This is a genomic window from Acinetobacter sp. UBA991 (assembly GCF_002292065.1).
Taxonomy (GTDB): Bacteria; Pseudomonadota; Gammaproteobacteria; order Pseudomonadales; family Moraxellaceae; genus Acinetobacter; species Acinetobacter higginsii.
Genome location: NZ_DBBF01000039.1, coordinates 16533 through 36389, shown reverse-complemented (window position 1 = coordinate 36389; position 19857 = coordinate 16533). Strand labels below are relative to the sequence as shown.

Here is a 19857-nt window from a genome sequence, read left to right as displayed (position 1 = left end):
TGCCATGAAAATTTTATCAATTCGACTGAAAAATTTGGCATCTCTGGCAGATGAGCATTTTATTGATTTTGAAACTGAGCCTTTGGCCAGTGCGGGACTGATTGCCATTGTTGGAAAAACGGGCGCAGGTAAATCTACGATTCTAGATGCCATGTGTCTGGCCTTATTTAATAAAATTCCCCGCCTCAAAGAAAGTGACGGCAAACTGTTAGATGTCGATGGTTCGGAACTGCTGACCAACTCCCCTTTAACGGTTCTACGTCGCGGTACAGGACATGGTTTTGCTGAACTGTGTTTTGTGGCACAAGATCAGAAACATTATCTCGCACGTTGGGAAATTAAACGTGCCCGTGAAAATGCCAGTGGCAAACTGCAAAGTGTGCAACGCTCACTCAAATGCCTGACTGACGGCGTGGTGATTGCAGATAAAACCAAAGCGGTTGAAGCGCATATTCAACAGATTACTCAACTGAGTTTTGAGCAATTCACCCGTGCGGTACTGTTGGCACAGTCCGAGGTCACCGCTTTTTTAAAGGCACGCGATAATGAGCGTGGTGAATTACTCGAATATCTGACCAATTCCAGTATTTTTGCCAAAATTGGACAACTGGCGTTTGAAAAAACCCGTGAAATTAGCAACCAACGCAAGCAACTGGAAAATGTGCTCGGCCATATTGAAATCCGTTCAGATGAAGAAGTTGCCGAGTTACAGACTCAATTTCAGCAGATACAACAACAGGTTCAACGGTTGGAAGCCGACAAAGTTCAGCTTAATCAACAGCAACAATGGTTTGAACAGCGACAGAAACTCGAAACTGAAATCACACGAAAACAGCAACAGCATGACATTCAAATTCAAGCACATCAGGCTTTAGCCGCAGATCGCAATCGACTCAGCCAACTCGAAACCTTTTCAGGCATTCGTCCGATTGTGTTCCAACAACAACAGCTAGAAAAAACACTGCAACAGCTTGAACCCCAGATTCAACACAAGCAGCAGCACTTTAGCACTTTAAGCACCCAATTTGAGCAAGAAAAAGTAGCTTATACGCAGGCTGAAACGGCCTTACAGCAATTTCAGAGTTTTGAACAAAAGCATCAGCATGAACTCACTCAAGTGCGTAAATATGTACAGGAACGTGAATATATTGCCGAGGAATATAAAAAAACCAAAGTTCGCTTAAACCAAAACGAAGCGCAACAACAACCATTACTTGAGCAACAGCAGCAGTTTGAACAAAGTCGCCACAGTCTATCTATACAACAACAAAGCTGCTCTGAACAACTGCAACAGAGCGCACAATTCTCTACTTTAGATAAAGGCTTGAATGCACATCTTCAGCAGCTGCAGCAATTTATTCAGCAATACCAAAAAGTCGAACAGAATTTAGGTTCGATTCAACAGGCACAATCCAAGCTTGAACAAGATCAGATCGTATTGAATGAGCTCATTCAAAAATTTGGCACACCACAACAGATTGAAAGCCAGCTTGAACAGAAACAAAAACTCAGGGAACAGCAACAAGCCCGATTGAGTCAACTGGATCTGATTCAACAAAAGTTACAGCATTATTTTGAGCTTAAAAAAGAACGGGATGAACTAAGCCATAAGCTCAGTAGCACACAGCAACAACATCAGCAGCTTGAACAACAACTGCAAACCAGCCAAGGCGAATTCCAGTCTGCCAAAACTGAACGGGAAAAATTACAGCAAATGTTGCAACAACAACGTTTATTGCATGCTGAAAATATTGAACATCTCCGTGCAGAACTCAAACACGGCGAGGCCTGTCTGGTCTGTGGCAGCACCGAACACCCCTACCGTGATGATGCCAGTCAGCTCTCCAAAGCCTTGTATGAGCTGCAACAACAGCAAGAGCAACAGGCCATTCAACAAGAGCAACAATGCTTTCAACTTTGGCAAAACACACAGCAGCAATTCACCCAGATTCGTACCGAACTGACTCAATTGCAATCTGCCATGCAACAAGCCGATGACAAATTCAAACTGCAACATCAAGAATTAGTCAAACATGCAGCACAGTTCGACATTCAGTTAGATTTAACCAAACCACATGCTGAAATCACGGTAGCTCAACAACAATGGACGAGTGAAGCAACTCAACTCAAACAGCAGATTGAAATTGAATTACAACAACTGCATCAGGCCAATAAAGACCACTATCACCTGACCCAAACGATTCAAAATATCCGCTATCAACTTGAAAGCGTACAGCAGTCACAGCAACAGATTCAGCATGTTGTGGATTGCCTGAGCAACGATGAACTAAACTTATGGCAGCAGCAAACGCTGGGCTCTGCCCAACAGCTAGCACAACGTTTACAGCAACGTGTTCAACAGCTTGAACAAGCTGAAACACTCAGCAAACAACAGCAGCAGCTTGAACAGCAACTGAGTCTATTAAAGTCCAATTTAACCAGCTTGATCACTCAACATACCGAGTTTAGCCAGCAACTCAAAGATGTCGAGATTAAAGGCAAACAAAATACAGAGTCAGCGCATCAACTGATTGTGGCAATGACAGGTTTAACCGAACTCAAAGCCAATGAATGGTTAAACCAACACGACCAACAGCGTCAGCAACTCCAAAATCAATATCAGCAAATCAAGCAGCGTTTTGAACAAGCTCGTCAAAGCTTTGAACAGCAGAAAAATGAACTGGAACAGCTCAAAGCCCAACAGCAGCAGCAACAAGCTACCCTTGTCCAATCCAAGACTGAAATCCGAGCCTGGTTAGACCAGCATCCTGAATTTGAAGAACAACAATTAGCGGATTTACTTGCTATTCGTGCTGAGCAAGAGCAGCAAATTCGAACATCGCTACAACATGCAGAACGCTTGCTCAATGAGGCCGCCTCTGCCCTAAAAACGTTGCAACAGCAATTACAGACACATCAGCAACAACAGCCACCTATCGAATATACCCAGTTGCTTGAGCACATCCATCTCAATCATGAGAAGCTACAGCAACAAGCTGAACAACGTGATCAATTCAAACTGAAACTGGAACTACATCAACAAAACCTTGCCAAGCAAAAGCAATTTGCTGATCAGATCCAGCAGATTCAGCAGCAGGAACACCGTTGGAATAAAATTTCCAGTTTGATTGGTGATTCTAAGGGTAAAGATTTCCGTGATTTAGCCCAGCAATACAATTTGGATATTCTTCTGGAATACGCCAATCAACAACTCAGCATGTTGTCACAACGCTATACCTTAAAACGTTTGGATAACTCCCTCAGCCTAGCCATCATTGACCATGATATGGATGGAGAAACCCGCTCCGTGGCTTCACTATCCGGTGGAGAGTCCTTCCTCACTGCCCTTGCGATTTCCTTGGCAATTGCCAATATGGCCTCTGGTTCCATGAAAATCGAATCACTATTTATTGATGAAGGTTTTGGGACGTTGGATGCCTCTTCCTTGCATATGGTGATGAATGCGCTGGATCAATTACAAAGCCAAGGCCGTAAAGTGGTGTTGATTTCACATATTCAGGAAATGCATGAACGAATTCCTGTACAGATTCAGGTACAGCCAATTGGGTCAGGTTCGAGTCGGATTGAAATTGTTGGTTAAAGCATTATGATGATTAAATAATCACCATGCTTAAATCACATGAATCAGAAAAAAGCGGTTATTTTTGACCTCGATCAAACCTTACTAGATCGAACAACGTCGTTAATAAAATTCCTTACTTGGCAGGTTAATTTCTTTCAATTGGTTGCTGCCGATGATAGAGAGCCATTTATCCAACGCTTTCTTGAATTAGATGATAATGGCAAAGTTTGGAAAGATCGTGTTTATGAAAATCTGATTCATGAATTTTCAATTCAAGGTCATGCTAAAGAAATCCTTTTAGCCAGTTATATTCATGACTTTAATAAATTTTCATGCTGCTTTGAACATGTGGAAAACATCATCATCCAATTAAAACAGCAAGGCTATTTAATTGGATTAATCTCTAATGGCAGAACGCCCTTTCAAGAACATAATTTTTATGCGCTAGGGCTGACTGAATACTTTTCTAGCATCATTGTTTCCGAAGCAGTCGGACTTAGAAAACCCGATCCCGCAATTTTTCTATTATCTTGTCAGCAGCTTGGTGTTCACCCAAAAGATTGTACCTTTGTCGGAGATAATGAACTGGCAGACATACAAGGTGCAAAGGCTGTCGGGATGAAAACTATTTTCTTTCATCCCAATCCAGCGATTTCCTCAGCAATAGCTGATCAAAATCTTCATGATTTTAAAAACTTCATCAAAACATTAACATGCTTAGAATAAATGACTTAAAAAAGAAAATATGCACAAAGCCCTTTAAAAATTCAGGCATAACCATTTGGTCAAGTGCGAAGTCATTTAAAGGATGAATTAGGTTCTAATTGCACCTCTTTTTGAACTTTAAATTTTGTCGTAGGCTGTTTTCATCTCAGCACAAACAGATTTGGTTTCGAGCACAGACTTTTGAAAGCCCTTTAAAGTATCATCAAATGTTGTATATTCTTTGGCAAACTCCTGGTCAAACTGTTTTCTATATTTTTGATTATTATTAAACATCTTAACAATTTGATTTTGATGTACACATGCCCAATGCGCATCAATGACCTCATCTTGTTGCGAATCATTTCCAGTATTTTCAGCTAGTTTTGCAATTAAAAACATAAAAGTTTCTTTAAAATCCTGATATGTTTTATGCTCAGAAATAACTGCTTTTTCAATTTCAGGTGTTGGAGTTGCCTTACTAGAAGTACATATAACAACAATTAAAACAGTCAATATGTATTTTGCGATATTCATTTATATACCTACATTTTAAATAACAGAGGCTAGATTGCCTTCTATTCATTTATCATTGGCCGATCAAAATCTATATGATTTTAAACGTCTTATAGAAATTCTTATTTTTAAATAAGAACATCCCTTCAAGCTAACCAATCTTTTAGGGATGTTTTCATCCATTATTCATTCTTATCAGCGGGGAAAGCCTTTGGTGGAGGAGCATACTTAGATGGCTTTTCTTCTGCAGCTGCATCAGCGGACTTCAGTGATTCAACTTGATAAATCGCTGTTCCAATAATGCCTGTATTCTGAATTGAGCCATTATCCGAATTTGCCGCATAAGCATCCTCAGGCTTACTAAAGGTAAAAGAAGCGACAGCAGAGTCACTCTTACGGAAGCCTTCTATGGTAATTTCACTGTGCGGATGCAGCACATAACCTGCATTATTTCGTGAAGCAGCACTGCCATCTAAAACATCGATCCCATCAACACTTGCCACCACTTCATAGGTATTGTCGGTATGGTTTTCATATTTTAATTGGTAGCTTTGACCATCTTTTGCTGAGAGATAATAGTTTTGGCCATCACGAGATAAAGCAAAGGGTTGATCAGTATCATCAACAATAGAAAAACTAATTTTCCCTGCTGCCAACGAAATACTATTAACGGTCTTGCCTTGATATTGTTTATTGGCATAACGGACTTGTGATTCAGCAATCGGTTGCTCGGTTAAACGGCTTAAATTCACCTCGGTCACATGTGAGCTAATCTCATCGCCCCATTTTGTACCGAGCTTTTCATCTACAGCTACTTGAGCATTACTATCGGCAGCCTCTGCAGCCACATCACTCTGTTTTTTACTGCACGCTGCTAAAAATAGACATAAAATAAAAGAGATTAAAAAATACAGTTTTTTCATTTTAAACGTAATCCTAAATTCAATTTTTATCTTTGTAAAATAATCGTGATTCATTTATATTCAGGTTGAATATAAATGAATAAACACGTCATTCTAATTTATGCCGTTTTTTTCAGCAGCAGAGATATTTTATATAATTGTAATTTGTTCTTTATTTCTACGGCTCTTTATTCAATTCACTCTATATTAATTTGAATAATCCCGTGCTCCGAATAATGCAGTTCCTACCCTCACTATGGTTGAACCTGCCGCAATTGCAGCGTCCAGATCAGCAGACATGCCCATACTTAAGGTATCCCAGTCTTGCGGTTGTGCATGTTGCGCTTTCACTTGCTCGAATAGCACTTTCGCATCAGCAAATGCAGCATGATTTTCGGGTGCTGGAATCACCATCAAACCACGTAAACGGATATTTGGAAGTTGACTAATTTGCTGAACCAGTTCAGCAACCTCTGTAGGTCGGCAACCATCTTTAGAATCTTGCCCATCAATATTCACTTGCAGACAAACATTCAAAGTCTTTTGAGATTCGATACGCTGACTGGACAAACGTTCAGCGATGATCAAACGATCAACCCCATGTACCCAGTCAAATTTTTCTGCTAAATGTTTGGTTTTATTACGCTGCACATGTCCAATAAAATGCCATTCGATCTCTAATTCTTTTAATTCCTCAATTTTTTCTAGTGCTTCCTGTAAATAGTTTTCACCAAAACTGCGCTGCCCGACTGCATACATTTCGCGAAGGCTAGCACTGGGATGTGTCTTGGAAACCGCCAACAACTGCACTGTTGCAGGATCACGTTGAACACGCTGACAGGCTTGTTCTATTTGATTTAAAACAGATTGGCGGGATTGTTGCGATTGATTCATTGACACAGTTCTCATTTACGAAATCTTTTTTTGCTTTCCATTCTTTAAGGTGTTGGTAAGCCCGAATGAAAGCCTTATATTATTCTACAAAATAATGAGACATTTTAGTTTGTTTCGGGGAAATTATGGATATTACAGAACTACTCGCCTTTTCAGTTAAAAACGGTGCTTCCGATTTACACCTTTCAGCGGGTATGCCTCCTATGATTCGTGTGGATGGTGAAGTTCGTCGTATTAACTTACCAGCACTTGAACATAAAGATGTACATCGCTTGGTGTACGACATTATGAATGATAAACAACGTCGTGACTTTGAAGAAGATTTAGAAACTGACTTTTCATTTGAAGTACCGAATATTGCTCGTTTCCGTGTTAACGCATTCAACCAAAACCGTGGTGCAGGTGCGGTGTTCCGTACCATTCCATCTAAAGTTTTGACCATGGAAGATTTAGGACTCGGCACAATTTTCAAAGAAATCTGTGATTATCCTCGTGGAATCGTACTCGTCACAGGCCCAACGGGTTCGGGTAAATCCACCACACTTGCAGCGATGATCGACTATATTAACGAAAACCGTTATGACCATATTTTAACCGTCGAAGATCCAATTGAATTTGTACACCAATCGAAAAAATGCCTAATCAACCAACGTGAAGTGCATCGTGATACCCACGGCTTTAATGCAGCACTGCGTTCAGCATTGCGTGAAGACCCTGACATTATTCTGGTCGGTGAGATGCGTGACTTAGAAACCATTCGCTTGGCACTGACCGCTGCGGAAACAGGTCACTTGGTGTTTGGTACACTGCATACTACCTCTGCGGCGAAAACCATTGACCGTGTTATCGACGTATTCCCAGCAGAAGAAAAAGACATGGTACGTGCCATGCTATCTGAATCTCTACAAGCCGTGATTTCTCAAACACTATTGAAAAAGAATGGTGGTGGTCGTGTGGCTGCACATGAAATCATGATCGGTATTCCTGCGATTCGTAACCTTGTGCGTGAAAACAAAGTTGCACAAATGTATTCTGCGATCCAAACAGGTGCCAACTACGGTATGACCACTTTGGATCAAAGCCTGAAAACACTGGTGTCTAAAGGCTTAATTAGCCCACAAACTGCTCGTACTGTTGCAAAACAACCCGAATCATTCCTATAAGAATAAATGGATTAGAGAAATATCATGGATTTTAATGATTTACTCAACTTGATGATTCAACAAAATGCATCGGACTTATTTGTCACTGCGGATGTTGAACCTTCAATGAAAATTAACGGGCAGATCGTGCCTGTTTCCAAATCGAAACTTTCAGGGGAAATTGTGGGTCAACTGGTTCAATCCATTATGACCGACAAGCAGCGTAAAGAGTTTGCAGAGACGCGTGAATGTAACTTTGCGATCATGAACCGTGAAAAGACAGCGCGTTTCCGTGTCAGTGCTTTTCAACAACGTGATATGCCAGGCATGGTATTGCGTAAGATCGAAACCCATATTCCAAGCATGGATGATCTAAAACTGCCAGAAGTGCTGAAAGAATTGGCGATGACCAAACGTGGCATCATTATCTTTGTTGGTGCAACAGGGACAGGTAAATCGACCTCTCTTGCGTCAATGATTGGTTTCCGTAATCAAAATTCCAAAGGTCATATCATCACCATTGAAGACCCGATCGAATTTGTGCATCAACATGCAGGCTGTATCGTGACACAGCGTGAAGTCGGGATTGATACTGATTCATTTGAAGTCGCATTAAAAAATACGCTACGTCAGGCACCAGATGTGATCTTGATTGGTGAGATTCGTTCACGTGAAACTATGGACTATGCCATCGCTTTCGCAGAAACGGGCCACTTGGTCCTCGCTACCCTGCATGCCAACAACGCCAACCAAGCCCTCGATCGTATCATTCACTTCTTTGAAGCTGATCGTCATAGTCAATTGTATATGGACTTGTCGCTGAACTTAAAAGCACTCGTCGCACAGCAATTGATTCCAACCCCAGATGGTAATTCACGTCGTGCTGCGATTGAGATTCTGATTAATACACCACTTCTGGCTGACTATATCCGTAAGGGTGAGATTCATGAGATTAAAGATCTGATGAAACGTTCACGGGAGTTGGGTATGCAAACCTTTGACCAAGCTCTATTCGACCTTTATAAGGCAGGACAGATCACCTATAAAGATGCTTTAAAACATGCGGATTCGCCAAACGACTTACGCCTCACCATCAAACTGTCAGAAGAAGGTGCAGACCAGTTATTGAGTGCCAGCCGCAACATCACCTTTGATGGTCAGTAATTCAAATTAAGCCATTAAAAAAGGGAAGGTTTTTGTAACCTTCCCTTTTTTATTTGTTCAATTTTCGTGAACACTTAGATTTTTTACTCAATACAACTTATTTTTTACGATAAGCCTCTTGGCATTCTGCATCACTACAGTAGCCATATAGATTCAAAGAGTGTCCAGTTAAGGCAAAACCATGTTGGTCTGCAACTGAATGTTGCTCTTTCTCGATAATATCATTTGTAAATTCAATAACTTTATTACAGTTTAAGCAAACAAGGTGATCGTGATGATCTTCCTGCATGATTTCGAAAACAGAGTGATTGTTTTCAAAATGATGACGCTGAATAATGCCCGCAGCTTCGAATTGTGTTAATACACGGTAAACTGTCGCTAAGCCAACATCTTCACCTTGTTCAAGCAAAGTTTTATAAATATCTTCAGCACTCAAATGATGTTGTTTTGAATTTTCTAATAATTCCAAAATCTTAATACGAGGAAGGGTAACTTTAAGTCCAGCTTTGCGTAAGTCTTGATTAGAAATCGGCATAAAAAAAGGTCTCTCAACAAATCTTAAGTTGGAATAGGCAATAGAGTTTAGATGCAGTATGATCTATCCTTGAATCAAATGCATCATCATTTATCAGGATAGTGTAGCAAAATGCAAAAAATCATGCTGGCGTTGTTCGTCACTACAGTACTTAGCGGTTGTTCAGTCTTTGGTGTTTATAAAGTTGATATTCCACAAGGAACACCATTAACCAAAGCACAAGCTTCTCAAGTACAAGTGGGCATGAGCTTTCAGCAAGTCCGTTTCTTGCTTGGTAGTCCAACAGTGACAGATCCACTGAACCCACAACGTTGGGACTACATCTACAACTATATCCCAGGCACTTATGCGAAAAAAGCAAAAATACCTGCGGCACACGGTCAACATTTAAAAGTTTATTTTGATGCGAATGGTAACGTAGAACGCTTAGAAGGTTTAGATACGATTCCAGAATCACAACCTGGTTTACCGGCATCAAAAGAAGCTATTTTGACTGCGCCACCACTATAACGGCTTTCCAGTAAAAAGAAACCCCTCATCGAGTCAATCATGAGGGGTTTTACTTATCAGCTTTATGCCTTAAAGCGATTACCTTTGATAAATCGCCCAACGGGGTTCTTTGCCGCCCGCTTACGCCGGATATCATTCGGGTTAATGGTAAGTGCCCGATAGATTTCAACACGGTCTCCTGCTTGCAGGATTGTATCTGCATCAATCCTGCTACCAAATACACCTAACTGTAAAACTTCTGGTAGTGCCGCCTGTGCTGCTAAGCCACTGGCATCAATTGCCTGTTGGGCCGTCATTCCCTCGCTAAAGCGAACAGCGATATGGAATTGCTGTTCAGGACTTGAGAAAGCGACCCATACTTGTTTAGCCTGCTCCATTACAGTACTTGTCCAATCACAGCAATGATTGCTACGACAATTGAAAGTGGTAACACGATACGGATGGCAATACGCCAAATGTTATAAAACAGCTCATTGCTAAAGCCCATTGCTTTACGCAGATGACTAATCTTCATAATCCAGCCAGCAAATACTGCGTAAATCAAGCAAATCAGTAATCCCCAAAGCATGAGCAGGCTATTAAAAATTTGTTCCACTTGCGGTACAGCCCAAACAGCAATAGCAGCAAGTAAAATCGCCCATTGGATCACGATCGCAAGCTGACGTTGTGCCAACTGTTCTTTTGCAAATTGAATTAAGAGTGCCGCTGACATGATGGCTGCAAACACCCATGCCAATGCAGATAACTGTGCCTGCACAGAGAAGAAGCCAAAGGCAATCACCGCAAGTAATTGCGCCACCCAAATTGGCAAGGCGGTACTTGTTGCGGCGTCCTGTTTTTTCACTGCGACTAAACTACTTTGCCAATACAACCCAAGTCCTAAACCACTTGCAACCAAAGCAAGAACTGTTGCATTGCCCCACTCTTTAAATTCGATTCCTGTCCAATGCCAAGCCGTTAGATGTGTTCCCATTACATTGGCAAGAACAAATGCAGCAATCACACCAATCGTTGTCAAAGCAATTAAAAATTGGCGAGGGATAAAAGATAATCCAAGTGCAGCTATGGCAAGGATTGCAAAAAGAATCTGCTCTGATACAGCAAGCGTAGGCTGCTGACTCACGACATGTGTTGCGGCAGTCAATACACTGCCTGCAAAGAATGGAACAAATATAACAGCCAACCAGCCCACGATACGCCATCTCGGTGAAGCATCTGCATCACGGGTTAAGGTTGAAAGTGCTTGTAATGCCGTGGTCTGCGAACGCTTTGCTAAAGCAATTTCAAGATAACCGATGGGTAATGCCAACAGAATCATGGTGCCTAACCACAGTAGCCAGAAATCGAATTGACGGTCAATCTGGATTCCAACGGTGGGTGCCAATGTGGTAATCATGACAAAAGATAGGCAAAACGCCATCACTGGTGCAAGCCAGCGTGACAGAGTTGTGTCCTGCATAATGCATTCCTTGAAAAATCTTTGAACTCATTGCGCTTTATGGAGTTTGCAATGAAATATTCAATCTATTTTGCCTTTCTCACGCCTGAAAATCAAAACAAAAAATATCGAAAGAAAGAAGCAAATCACCTTACGATGATTTGCTGCGCACGAATTATTATATTATTAAGTAGACCCCTTATGTTCACTCATACCACACCTTATTATTTTTTATCATAAGGGGTCTTTTATTATTGTCTTATTATTATGAGAAGAAACGAGAAAACCAGTTTTTCCCTTTTTTCTTTTCATTTTCTTTAATGATTCCGATCATATTTTCTTTTACAGCACCGACATAATCTGCATCATCATGACGGATATGGTTGATCAACCATTTTGATAGTGCTTCATGTAGCTCGCTATCAATTTCTTGCCCCAGCTCAAAACGTTGACGATAAGTCTCTATCTTTTTGATAAATAAGTCATGTACACGCTTATGTGGTACACGATATTTATAGTTTGCTTCTTCTTGTAAGCTTTCTTCAAAGGTAAAATGAGACTGGGTATAATCAATGATATTATCCAAAATACCTTTTAATTTTGCCCGATCATCACCCTCATTTAATTCATCAATTTCATTAATATAATCTAGAATACGACGATGCTGATCATCGATCACCTCGATTCCTGTATTATATTCGACAGACCATTTCATACCCATATCGAACCCCAAACCATATTTGATTTATTGAATAAGAATATAATATCGATAAATGAATTAAATAAAAACACAGCGTTTTTGTCAGAATTTAAATATTTTCAAAGAAATAAATTAACCCATTGTTTTGTATTTATTTTAATATTTATACCAATCAAAACACTCAAGTATTTTTTAACCAACAAGAAAAATTATCTGTCTAATTTTTATAAAAAATAATTTTAAAATTAAAAAAATCCAAGAAAAATAGTCTTATTTATTGTTTTGAAATGCTGCTATTAAATTTAAATCAGATAAATCCTTTTTCCGCCCATAATTTCGTTTAAATGCAGCGAGTATAGATAAATGCATAAAATGTATTCCAGCAATCACGTCAGAACTTGCCAATAGGGTTTGAAAACTTTCCTGACTGTCACCACAGTTCACATCTAGATAAGCTTCAAAACAGCCCTGATAAAGTCCTATTTTCCCATTTGGGCGAATTTTCTGGTTCCAGGTCGCTTGTAAATGACAAAACAACTCTGGGCTTACCACAAGATCAATATCTGCTGTATCACGGATACAATGTGCGGCTAATACCCCACCACCAACAACCACATACTCATCTTTGGGTAAATCTAAAGAAATTAATCGGGAGATGAGTTCACTTTTATCCATTTGAATACGTCAGTACTGATCCGCTTTGGTCACGCGTTTTAAGGCTGGATTTTCTGCTTCGCGGATTAAGCGCTCAACTCGTGTTAAGGCATGCTGAATCGGTTTACCGTGCTGGAATAAAATCATTTCCCCTGCTTGATATGCTGTCCATGCTTCATTATGGGTTAACGGCTCTGTCGTGATCACTGCAACGCGATCTTCTGGTGTGGTGACCTGACTAAAATCGACTTCTACGTCGAGATCAATTAAATGTGCAGGTTGAAATGGATACTCACGCACGAGCCAATGTAACTTCGTCGTCGCATAGCTAAATAATGCTTTACCATTGGAAAGACAGAAATTAAAGGTGCCATGCTCTGCAATTTGTGGCGAAATACGTTCCAACAGTGAGAAAATCTCTTCCAAACTTGGTTCTGTATAGCCAAATGCTTCAACCATCTGATCCAGTAAATAACAAAACGCTAGTTCACTGTCGGTATTACCTACAGGCTCAAATCGCCCACTTAGTTCAGGTTTGAAGTCATGCAAATCACCATTATGCGCAAAAATCCAATGTCTCCCCCAAAGCTCCCGCAAAAAGGGATGTGAATTCTCGAGGTTGATTTTACCTTGAGTGGCTTTACGAATATGGGCAATGACGTTGCGAGACTTGATCGGATAATTACGAATCAGATCAGCAATAGGAGATTCAACCGCAGATTGATTATCCACAAACAAGCGGCAAGCTTTATCTTCAAAAAAAGCGATCCCAAAACCATCGCAATGATCAGAGGTCACCCCTGCGCGTTGTGAAAACCCACGAAAAGAAAAAGTAATATCTGTCGGGGTGGCGCAATTCATTCCTAATAGCTGGCACATATCTTTAAACTATCAAACATCTACGCCTATTGTGCATGAGGGATAGATGGCTTGTAAATCTCAATATGTGCTCACTATTAGATTAAGAATGATAAGGCACTAACGTTGCACCATTTTGTTCATCACAAAAGAGGTCGCAATCTTATTCACTTCAAGGAAAACAAAATAATCCAAGCATTTAAAATCTTCATCATAAAATGCTTGTTTTGACAGTTTCGACTGCATTCCCAGATAGGTCTGAAACAGTTTTGGCATGCGTTCATCTTGCGGGAAACTATAGTCAGGACGTTCTGGTTCAAAGCTACGTTTTGAGCGGATATCTATGGTTTGATGATCACCCAACTGTTGGATCTGACGGTGGGTGTAATAGGCACGTGCCAAGTTATCATCCAAATGGATACTGACACAGCCCATTAAGTATTTCGCACGCATTGACCAAAGTACTTTAGGGGTCAAGTTCAACCATAGCATGGATAGTGCTTTACCCGAGCGAAATTTAGGGTGTACACAAGTACGTCCAATCTCTAACACACTTGGTAAATGAGATAAATGCGGGACAATTTCAAACTCTTGAGCACTGTAACTCTGCCCGATTTCATAGCCTTGGAATAATTTAAGACGGGTATAAGCGACAATTTCACCTGTCCATTTTTCACGTAATACTGCATGCTCACAGCCAAAATCATAAAGATCTTGATCTAAACCATCTTCAAAACGCATCCCAAATTGATGGCTAAATTGCGTTGCTCTAAAGCGTTGTACTTCTTGTAATTCTTTTAAATTATCCACCCATTCAAAACGGAATTGATTTTGAGCTGGCTTGTGGCGTAAGGGTAAAGTCAATGTCTGGCGATATTGATTTAATTTTTCTAGCATAATGAAAGCTCCTTATGACTAGACCTACCTTAAATTGCTTAAATGACATTGCGATGACTAAAACATGAACAGGTCATGACAAAAAAAGAGACCTGCTTGAGGTCTCTTTTCAAATCAATAGGATGAATTAATGTTTGGCACGATTGGTAATGAGTGTACCGACACCATGATCGGTGAAGATCTCTAATAAACTTGCATGAGGTACACGACCATCAACAATATGCGCACTCACAACACCACCTTTAACAGCATCTAATGCACAACCCACCTTCGGAATCATGCCACCGTAAATCACACCCGTTTCGATCAAGCGATCGACTTCTTGTGTGCTTAAGCCTGTTAATAAGTTTTTATTTTCATCCAATACCCCTGTGATATTGGTGAGTAGAATCAACTTCTCAGCGCCTAGCGCTTCTGCAACTTTTCCAGCCACAAGATCTGCATTGATATTATAAGTATTACCTTCTTCATCCACACCCAAGGGTGCAATGACTGGAATGAAATCACTTTGGGTAAACATTTCCAGTACATCAGTTTTTACACCAGTCACTTCACCGACCATGCCCAAATCAATTTGTGAAATAGAGCCGTCAGCTTCCTGCTTTTCCATCAATAATTTACGTGCGCGCAGTAAATTACCGTCTTTACCCGTTAAACCAATGGCACGACCGCCATGTTTATTAATCAGATTCACGATCGACTTATTGACACTACCACCCAACACCATTTCGACCACTTCCATGGTCGCTTGGTCAGTCACGCGCATGCCATCAATACGATCAGACTCTTGTCCTAAACGTTTTAGCAATGAATCCACTTGTGGACCACCACCATGCACAACGATTGGATTCAGACCAACCGTTTTTAACAACACGATGTCACGGGCAAATGAACTTTCCAATTCAGGATCAGTCATCGCATTACCACCATATTTTACAACCAGCGTTTTTCCTGCAAAACGTTGGATATACGGCAAAGCTTCGATCAAAATTTTTGCTTTATCAATGCCGATATGCTCATGTGGCATGCGTCTCTCCTTTTAGGCCTGTGCGAGTTCTTGTGCAATCTTTGGATATTGGTCTTGCAACATAGAAACAAACTTTTGACGAATTTCAATTAATCGTTTCTGATTATCAGCATCAAAACGGACGGTAAAATATTCGCCAGTATTTGATGCTCGAATAATGCCAAATCCATCGTCAAAATCAAGTCTTACACCATCAATTTTACTTAAACGCGCACCTAAACGATGACTTAAAATTTCAATATCATTTAAAACTTGCTGAGGATTGGCGTCATGGGTACTGATATATGTGTCTTCTGTGCAATAACGTTCTGGGTAGGCTACCAATAACTCAGACAGGGTTATTGCTTTGGATTGAGTTAAATATTCCATCACACGCAAAGCTGCGTATAAACCATCGTCATAGCCAAAACCACGTCCATCATTAAAGACATAGTGACCCGCATATTCACCACCAAAAACAGCCGTGCCCTTTGATTGCGATAAATAAGCACGTAAAAAGCTACTGCCCGTACGAATCATTTTGGCTTGACCTTCCAGCCCCTGTACGGTATCCGCCACCATACGTGAGCACTTCACATCAAAAACGATTTCTTTATGTGGATGCTGCTGTAAGCACATCTGCGCAAATAAAGACAATAAGCGATCAGGACTAATAATAAGTGCATTCTCATCGAGTAAAACCACACGATCCCCATCACCATCCAAAGCAATACCGAGATCGGCTTTCTCAGCAACAATAGCGGCTTGTAATTGCTTTAAATGCTCAGCATGAGATGGATCTGGCGCATGATCAGGAAAATGCCCATTGGCATCACATCGTAAAGCAATCACATCACAGCCTAGTTTTTCTAAAACCAGTTTGGCACAACGCCCTGCAGAACCATGTAATCCATCGAGAACGATTTTTAATGGTCGCGCTAACTGTATGTCACTAATTAAGGAATGCTGATACTGCAAACAATACGGAGCAACAATTTGGTGTGCCGTATTTTCTGAATGCAAGAAATCCTCAATATTGCTCAAAGAAGTCTGTGCATACTGCCCCACCTGTTGAATGGTTTCTGGTGTTGGTGGCTCACCTTTTAAAATCCATTTAATGCCATTATCCGATTTTGGATTATGACTTGCGGTCACCATAATACCATTGCCACCAAAATCACGGGCAATGTAATACATCATCGGCGATGAACAACAACCAATATTAGTGACTTGTAAACCTTGTTTTTCGAATATATTTTGGATGATATTGGCATAAGTCGGACTGGTTAAACGTGCATCGTAACCAATCACCACGTGTGTCTGTTCAGCATTTTTATATTGCGAAGCTAAAGCATAAGCAATTAGGCTAATAATATTTGGCGTTAAATTACTTAGCTTTCCGCGAATATCGTAAGCACGGAAAATATTCAGCGGAAATGTATGTTGTATATTCACTGTAAGCCCCTATTTTTATAATCATTTGATCCATAAAAAAAGCAGAAACTATTAAGAAATTAATTAACCCTTATTCAGAAAAATTAAAATAATTAGTCAGCTGCTTTGTAATATATATCAAGGCAACAATCAATATGAAAAATGCAACGTTTTTCAGCAAAACATTGCATTTAAAGTGATAACTACTGAAAAAGCTTATTGTTTTCCAGTATGACCAAAACCACCTGCGCCACGCTCAGTCGCAACGAATTCACTCACTTGTTCGAACTCAGCCTGTACCACTGGAACCAATACATATTGTGCTAAACGCTCACCAGGTTCTAAACGGAAGCTATTTTGTCCACGATTCCAAACCGATACCATGAGTTCACCTTGGTAATCAGAATCAATCAACCCCACCAAGTTACCTAACACAATACCATGTTTATGGCCTAAACCTGAACGCGGTAGAATTAAACCTGCAAAGTTTGGATCTTCGATATAAATCGCCAAACCTGTTTTCACTAAAACGGTTTCACCTGCAGCAATGTCAATCGCTTCATCTAAACATGCGCGTAAATCTAAACCTGCTGAACCAGTCGTTGCGTAAGAAGGTAAAGCCCACTCTTGACCTAAACGTGCATCTAATACTTTAACTTGAACTTTCATTAAAATTTCCTACTTACAATTTCTTAACGTTTCAACAATGCTTTTAAGTTGGCAAGGTACTGCTGAGCTTGTTCTTTTGGATCAACATTGGGTGCCAGTTTCTTTTTACGACCATGCCACTCCAAATCATCTTGTGGCATCTCGTCCAAGAAACGGCTTGGCGTCATTTGACGCATTTGTCCACCATTCTTACGCTGCTCAGCAAGGGTCAGTGTTAAGCCTTGACGGGCACGAGTAATGCCCACATACATCAAACGGCGTTCTTCTTCGACTGTTTCTGATGCAATCGAGTTCTTATGCGGCAATAGCTCTTCTTCCAAGCCAATCATATACACATAAGGGAACTCCAAACCTTTTGCCGCATGCAAGGTTAATAAATTCACTTTATCGGTATCTTCTTCTTCCTGTTGCTGTTCGAGCATATCCAACAACACCAGTTTACGAATCACGCTTTCAATATTTTTCTCATCCACATCATCAGTACGATTCAATAGATTTTGAATACTGCTATACAAGCTTTCAATACTGTCGAGTTTGGTCTTCTCTTGTGCAGGGGTCGCCGCCTGTTCACGGATATAGTCAATATAGCCGGCTTCGTTGATCATCTGACGCACTTTCGGCATCGGCTCATCATCATCAAGCAATTCACGGGTAAATGTCGCAATAAAATCAGCAAACTCATGTAATTGTGTTGCTGCTTTTTTCGGCAACACCATGCTTAAACGTTGGTCTGACGATGCCGTTAATAAAGACAAGGTATTTTCTTGGGCGAATAAACCGAGTTTCTCTAGCGTCACCGGGCCAATGGCACGCTTAGGTGTATTGATAATACGTAAGAATGCACTGTCATCTTCTGGGTTAATGATGAGGCGTAAATAGCTCATCACATCCTTAATTTCCGCACGGGCGAAGAAAGACTGTCCGCCTGATAACTTATACGGAATTTGCATCTGACGTAGTTGGGTTTCAATTACACGAGCTTGGAAGTTACCGCGATACAGCACCGCATAATCTTTCCAGTTTTTACCATTCATCAGCTTATGCGTGATCAGATCTTTCACCACACGTTCCGCTTCATCATCATCATTCAAACAGGTGATCACACGAATGGTTTCACCGTGACCTTTATCACTCCATAGTTTCTTATCGAAAATATGCGGATTATTTTCAATTACCGCATTGGCCGCTTTTAAGATACGGCTGGTCGAGCGATAGTTCTGCTCTAGTTTAATCACTTTGAGATTATGGAAATCATCTTTTAACAAGGCCATGTTTTCAGGCTTTGCACCACGCCAAGCATAGATGGATTGGTCATCATCACCTACAGCGGTAAACTGCCCCATCACACCCACTAATAGCTTAACGAGGGTATATTGCGCAGTGTTGGTGTCTTGATATTCATCCACCAATAAATAACGAACACGGTTTTGCCATTTGTCACGCACTTCGGCATTTTCCTGAAGTAAGCGTGTTGGCATCACGATCAAGTCATCAAAGTCTACGGCATTATAGGCACGCAAATTACGCTCGTAGAGCTGATACAGATGTGCAAACTGGACATCCTCAACCGTTTCACAAGTTGAATGTGCTTGTTCAGGGACGATTAGATCATTTTTCCAGTCTGAAATTTTCTTCATCGCCTTGGCGAGTAGCTCTTTGCTCTCAGCACCTGATAAATTGTCACGCTGCATCAAATCCATCAAGATTCGTTTACAGTCATCGGCATCTAAAATCGAAAAATTGTTTTTAAGTGGTAAATGTTTTAATTCGAGGCGGAGTAAATTTAACCCAAAAGTATGGAAAGTCGAGACCGAAAGCCCTTTGGCTTCTTCACGTGAGAGTAACTTACCAACACGCTCTTTCATTTCACGCGCCGCTTTATTGGTAAAGGTCATTGCGGTAATACGATAGGCAGGAATACCACACTGCTGCACTAAAAAGGCAACTTTTCGGGTAATTACAGAGGTTTTGCCTGAACCTGCACCTGCAAGCACCAACAATGGCCCCTGAACATATTTCATGGCCTCAAGTTGCTTGTCATTAAGTTGACTGGCAGATGACATGGTTTATACCTCTCTCGTTTCCGAGCCTGATTTTTCGAGCACAATTATAGACATCTCTGTTTTAGAATCCCAATAGTAAATCTAGGGATATGTATAAATTATGATGCCTTACACAAATAGCACGCCGTAGCTTGTCGCCTATTTTGATCTGCAATAAAAAAACCACCCGAAGGTGGCTTTTTTGAAATCA

General features: G+C 40.6%; 19 protein-coding genes. 5 read left to right on the top strand and 14 right to left on the bottom strand.

The annotated features are described in order from the left end of the window. Positions 1-4 precede the first annotated feature (4 nt). Both B2727_RS16140 and B2727_RS16135 read left to right on the top strand, forming a co-directional pair. A complete protein-coding gene (locus B2727_RS16140; protein ID WP_033134341.1) occupies positions 5-3601 on the top strand; it encodes an AAA family ATPase in 3597 nt (1198 codons plus the stop codon). A 39-nt stretch (positions 3602-3640) separates the two neighbouring features. Next, positions 3641-4309: an HAD family hydrolase gene (locus B2727_RS16135; protein WP_033134342.1), complete on the top strand. Its 669-nt coding sequence runs from the start codon at positions 3641-3643 to the stop codon at positions 4307-4309. A gap of 117 nt (positions 4310-4426) precedes the next feature. On the opposite strand, the gene B2727_RS16130 is transcribed toward B2727_RS16135, so the two are convergent. The 3 genes from B2727_RS16130 to B2727_RS16120 all read right to left on the bottom strand — a co-directional run bounded on the left by B2727_RS16130 (position 4427) and on the right by B2727_RS16120 (position 6597). Further along, the gene (locus tag B2727_RS16130; RefSeq protein ID WP_033134343.1) at positions 4427-4822 is read right to left on the bottom strand and encodes a hypothetical protein; all 396 of its coding nucleotides are present in this window, start codon (positions 4820-4822) and stop codon (positions 4427-4429) included. A 161-nt stretch (positions 4823-4983) separates the two neighbouring features. Continuing rightward, on the bottom strand, positions 4984-5724 hold the full coding sequence (locus B2727_RS16125; protein ID WP_033134344.1) for a hypothetical protein: 741 nt from the start codon (positions 5722-5724) through the stop codon (positions 4984-4986). Positions 5725-5910: 186 nt separating this feature from the next. Beyond that, the gene (locus B2727_RS16120) at positions 5911-6597 is read right to left on the bottom strand and encodes a YggS family pyridoxal phosphate-dependent enzyme (RefSeq protein ID WP_033134345.1); all 687 of its coding nucleotides are present in this window, start codon (positions 6595-6597) and stop codon (positions 5911-5913) included. Between the two features lie 125 nt (positions 6598-6722). Between B2727_RS16120 and B2727_RS16115 the strand changes: the two genes are divergently transcribed. Then, complete coding sequence (locus B2727_RS16115; RefSeq protein ID WP_004770978.1) at positions 6723-7760, top strand: type IV pilus twitching motility protein PilT; 1038 nt, start codon at positions 6723-6725, stop codon at positions 7758-7760. A 24-nt stretch (positions 7761-7784) separates the two neighbouring features. Next, positions 7785-8903 carry a PilT/PilU family type 4a pilus ATPase gene (locus tag B2727_RS16110; protein ID WP_033134346.1) on the top strand — a complete coding sequence of 373 codons (1119 nt, stop codon included), beginning with the start codon at positions 7785-7787 and terminating at the stop codon, positions 8901-8903. Positions 8904-9000: 97 nt separating this feature from the next. Here the strand turns inward: B2727_RS16110 and fur are convergent, their stop codons facing one another. After that, the gene (gene fur / locus B2727_RS16105; protein ID WP_004655147.1) at positions 9001-9438 is read right to left on the bottom strand and encodes a ferric iron uptake transcriptional regulator; all 438 of its coding nucleotides are present in this window, start codon (positions 9436-9438) and stop codon (positions 9001-9003) included. 111 nt (positions 9439-9549) lie between these two features. Between fur and B2727_RS16100 the strand changes: the two genes are divergently transcribed. Further along, positions 9550-9948 (top strand): outer membrane protein assembly factor BamE, encoded by a 399-nt coding sequence (locus tag B2727_RS16100; RefSeq protein WP_004805189.1) that lies wholly within the window; start codon positions 9550-9552, stop codon positions 9946-9948. Positions 9949-10010: 62 nt separating this feature from the next. Here B2727_RS16100 and B2727_RS16095 read toward each other — a convergent pair whose 3' ends face one another. The 10 genes from B2727_RS16095 to rep all read right to left on the bottom strand — a co-directional run bounded on the left by B2727_RS16095 (position 10011) and on the right by rep (position 19667). Next, positions 10011-10325 (bottom strand): RnfH family protein, encoded by a 315-nt coding sequence (locus B2727_RS16095; protein ID WP_033134347.1) that lies wholly within the window; start codon positions 10323-10325, stop codon positions 10011-10013. Further along, positions 10325-11407: a membrane protein gene (locus B2727_RS16090; RefSeq protein ID WP_033134348.1), complete on the bottom strand. Its 1083-nt coding sequence runs from the start codon at positions 11405-11407 to the stop codon at positions 10325-10327. Before B2727_RS16090 ends, B2727_RS16095 begins: the two co-directional genes overlap by 1 nt. Before the next feature lie 244 nt (positions 11408-11651). After that, positions 11652-12107, bottom strand: a complete 456-nt coding sequence (locus B2727_RS16085) for a bacteriohemerythrin (protein ID WP_004655155.1) — start codon at positions 12105-12107, stop codon at positions 11652-11654. A gap of 249 nt (positions 12108-12356) precedes the next feature. After that, positions 12357-12761 carry a hypothetical protein gene (locus B2727_RS16080; RefSeq protein WP_005205424.1) on the bottom strand — a complete coding sequence of 135 codons (405 nt, stop codon included), beginning with the start codon at positions 12759-12761 and terminating at the stop codon, positions 12357-12359. Positions 12762-12770: 9 nt separating this feature from the next. Beyond that, positions 12771-13619 carry a class II glutamine amidotransferase gene (locus B2727_RS16075; RefSeq protein WP_026057514.1) on the bottom strand — a complete coding sequence of 283 codons (849 nt, stop codon included), beginning with the start codon at positions 13617-13619 and terminating at the stop codon, positions 12771-12773. A gap of 99 nt (positions 13620-13718) precedes the next feature. Continuing rightward, positions 13719-14495, bottom strand: a complete 777-nt coding sequence (locus tag B2727_RS16070) for a GNAT family N-acetyltransferase (RefSeq protein WP_004805180.1) — start codon at positions 14493-14495, stop codon at positions 13719-13721. Between the two features lie 127 nt (positions 14496-14622). Next, the gene (gene argB / locus B2727_RS16065) at positions 14623-15522 is read right to left on the bottom strand and encodes an acetylglutamate kinase (protein ID WP_004655163.1); all 900 of its coding nucleotides are present in this window, start codon (positions 15520-15522) and stop codon (positions 14623-14625) included. Between the two features lie 12 nt (positions 15523-15534). After that, complete coding sequence (locus B2727_RS16060; RefSeq protein WP_033134349.1) at positions 15535-16956, bottom strand: phosphomannomutase/phosphoglucomutase; 1422 nt, start codon at positions 16954-16956, stop codon at positions 15535-15537. Between the two features lie 195 nt (positions 16957-17151). Next, the gene (gene dut, locus B2727_RS16055) at positions 17152-17604 is read right to left on the bottom strand and encodes a dUTP diphosphatase (RefSeq protein WP_016164487.1); all 453 of its coding nucleotides are present in this window, start codon (positions 17602-17604) and stop codon (positions 17152-17154) included. A gap of 23 nt (positions 17605-17627) precedes the next feature. Continuing rightward, complete coding sequence (gene rep, locus B2727_RS16050; protein ID WP_004805171.1) at positions 17628-19667, bottom strand: DNA helicase Rep; 2040 nt, start codon at positions 19665-19667, stop codon at positions 17628-17630. Between the last annotated feature and the right edge of the window lie 190 nt (positions 19668-19857).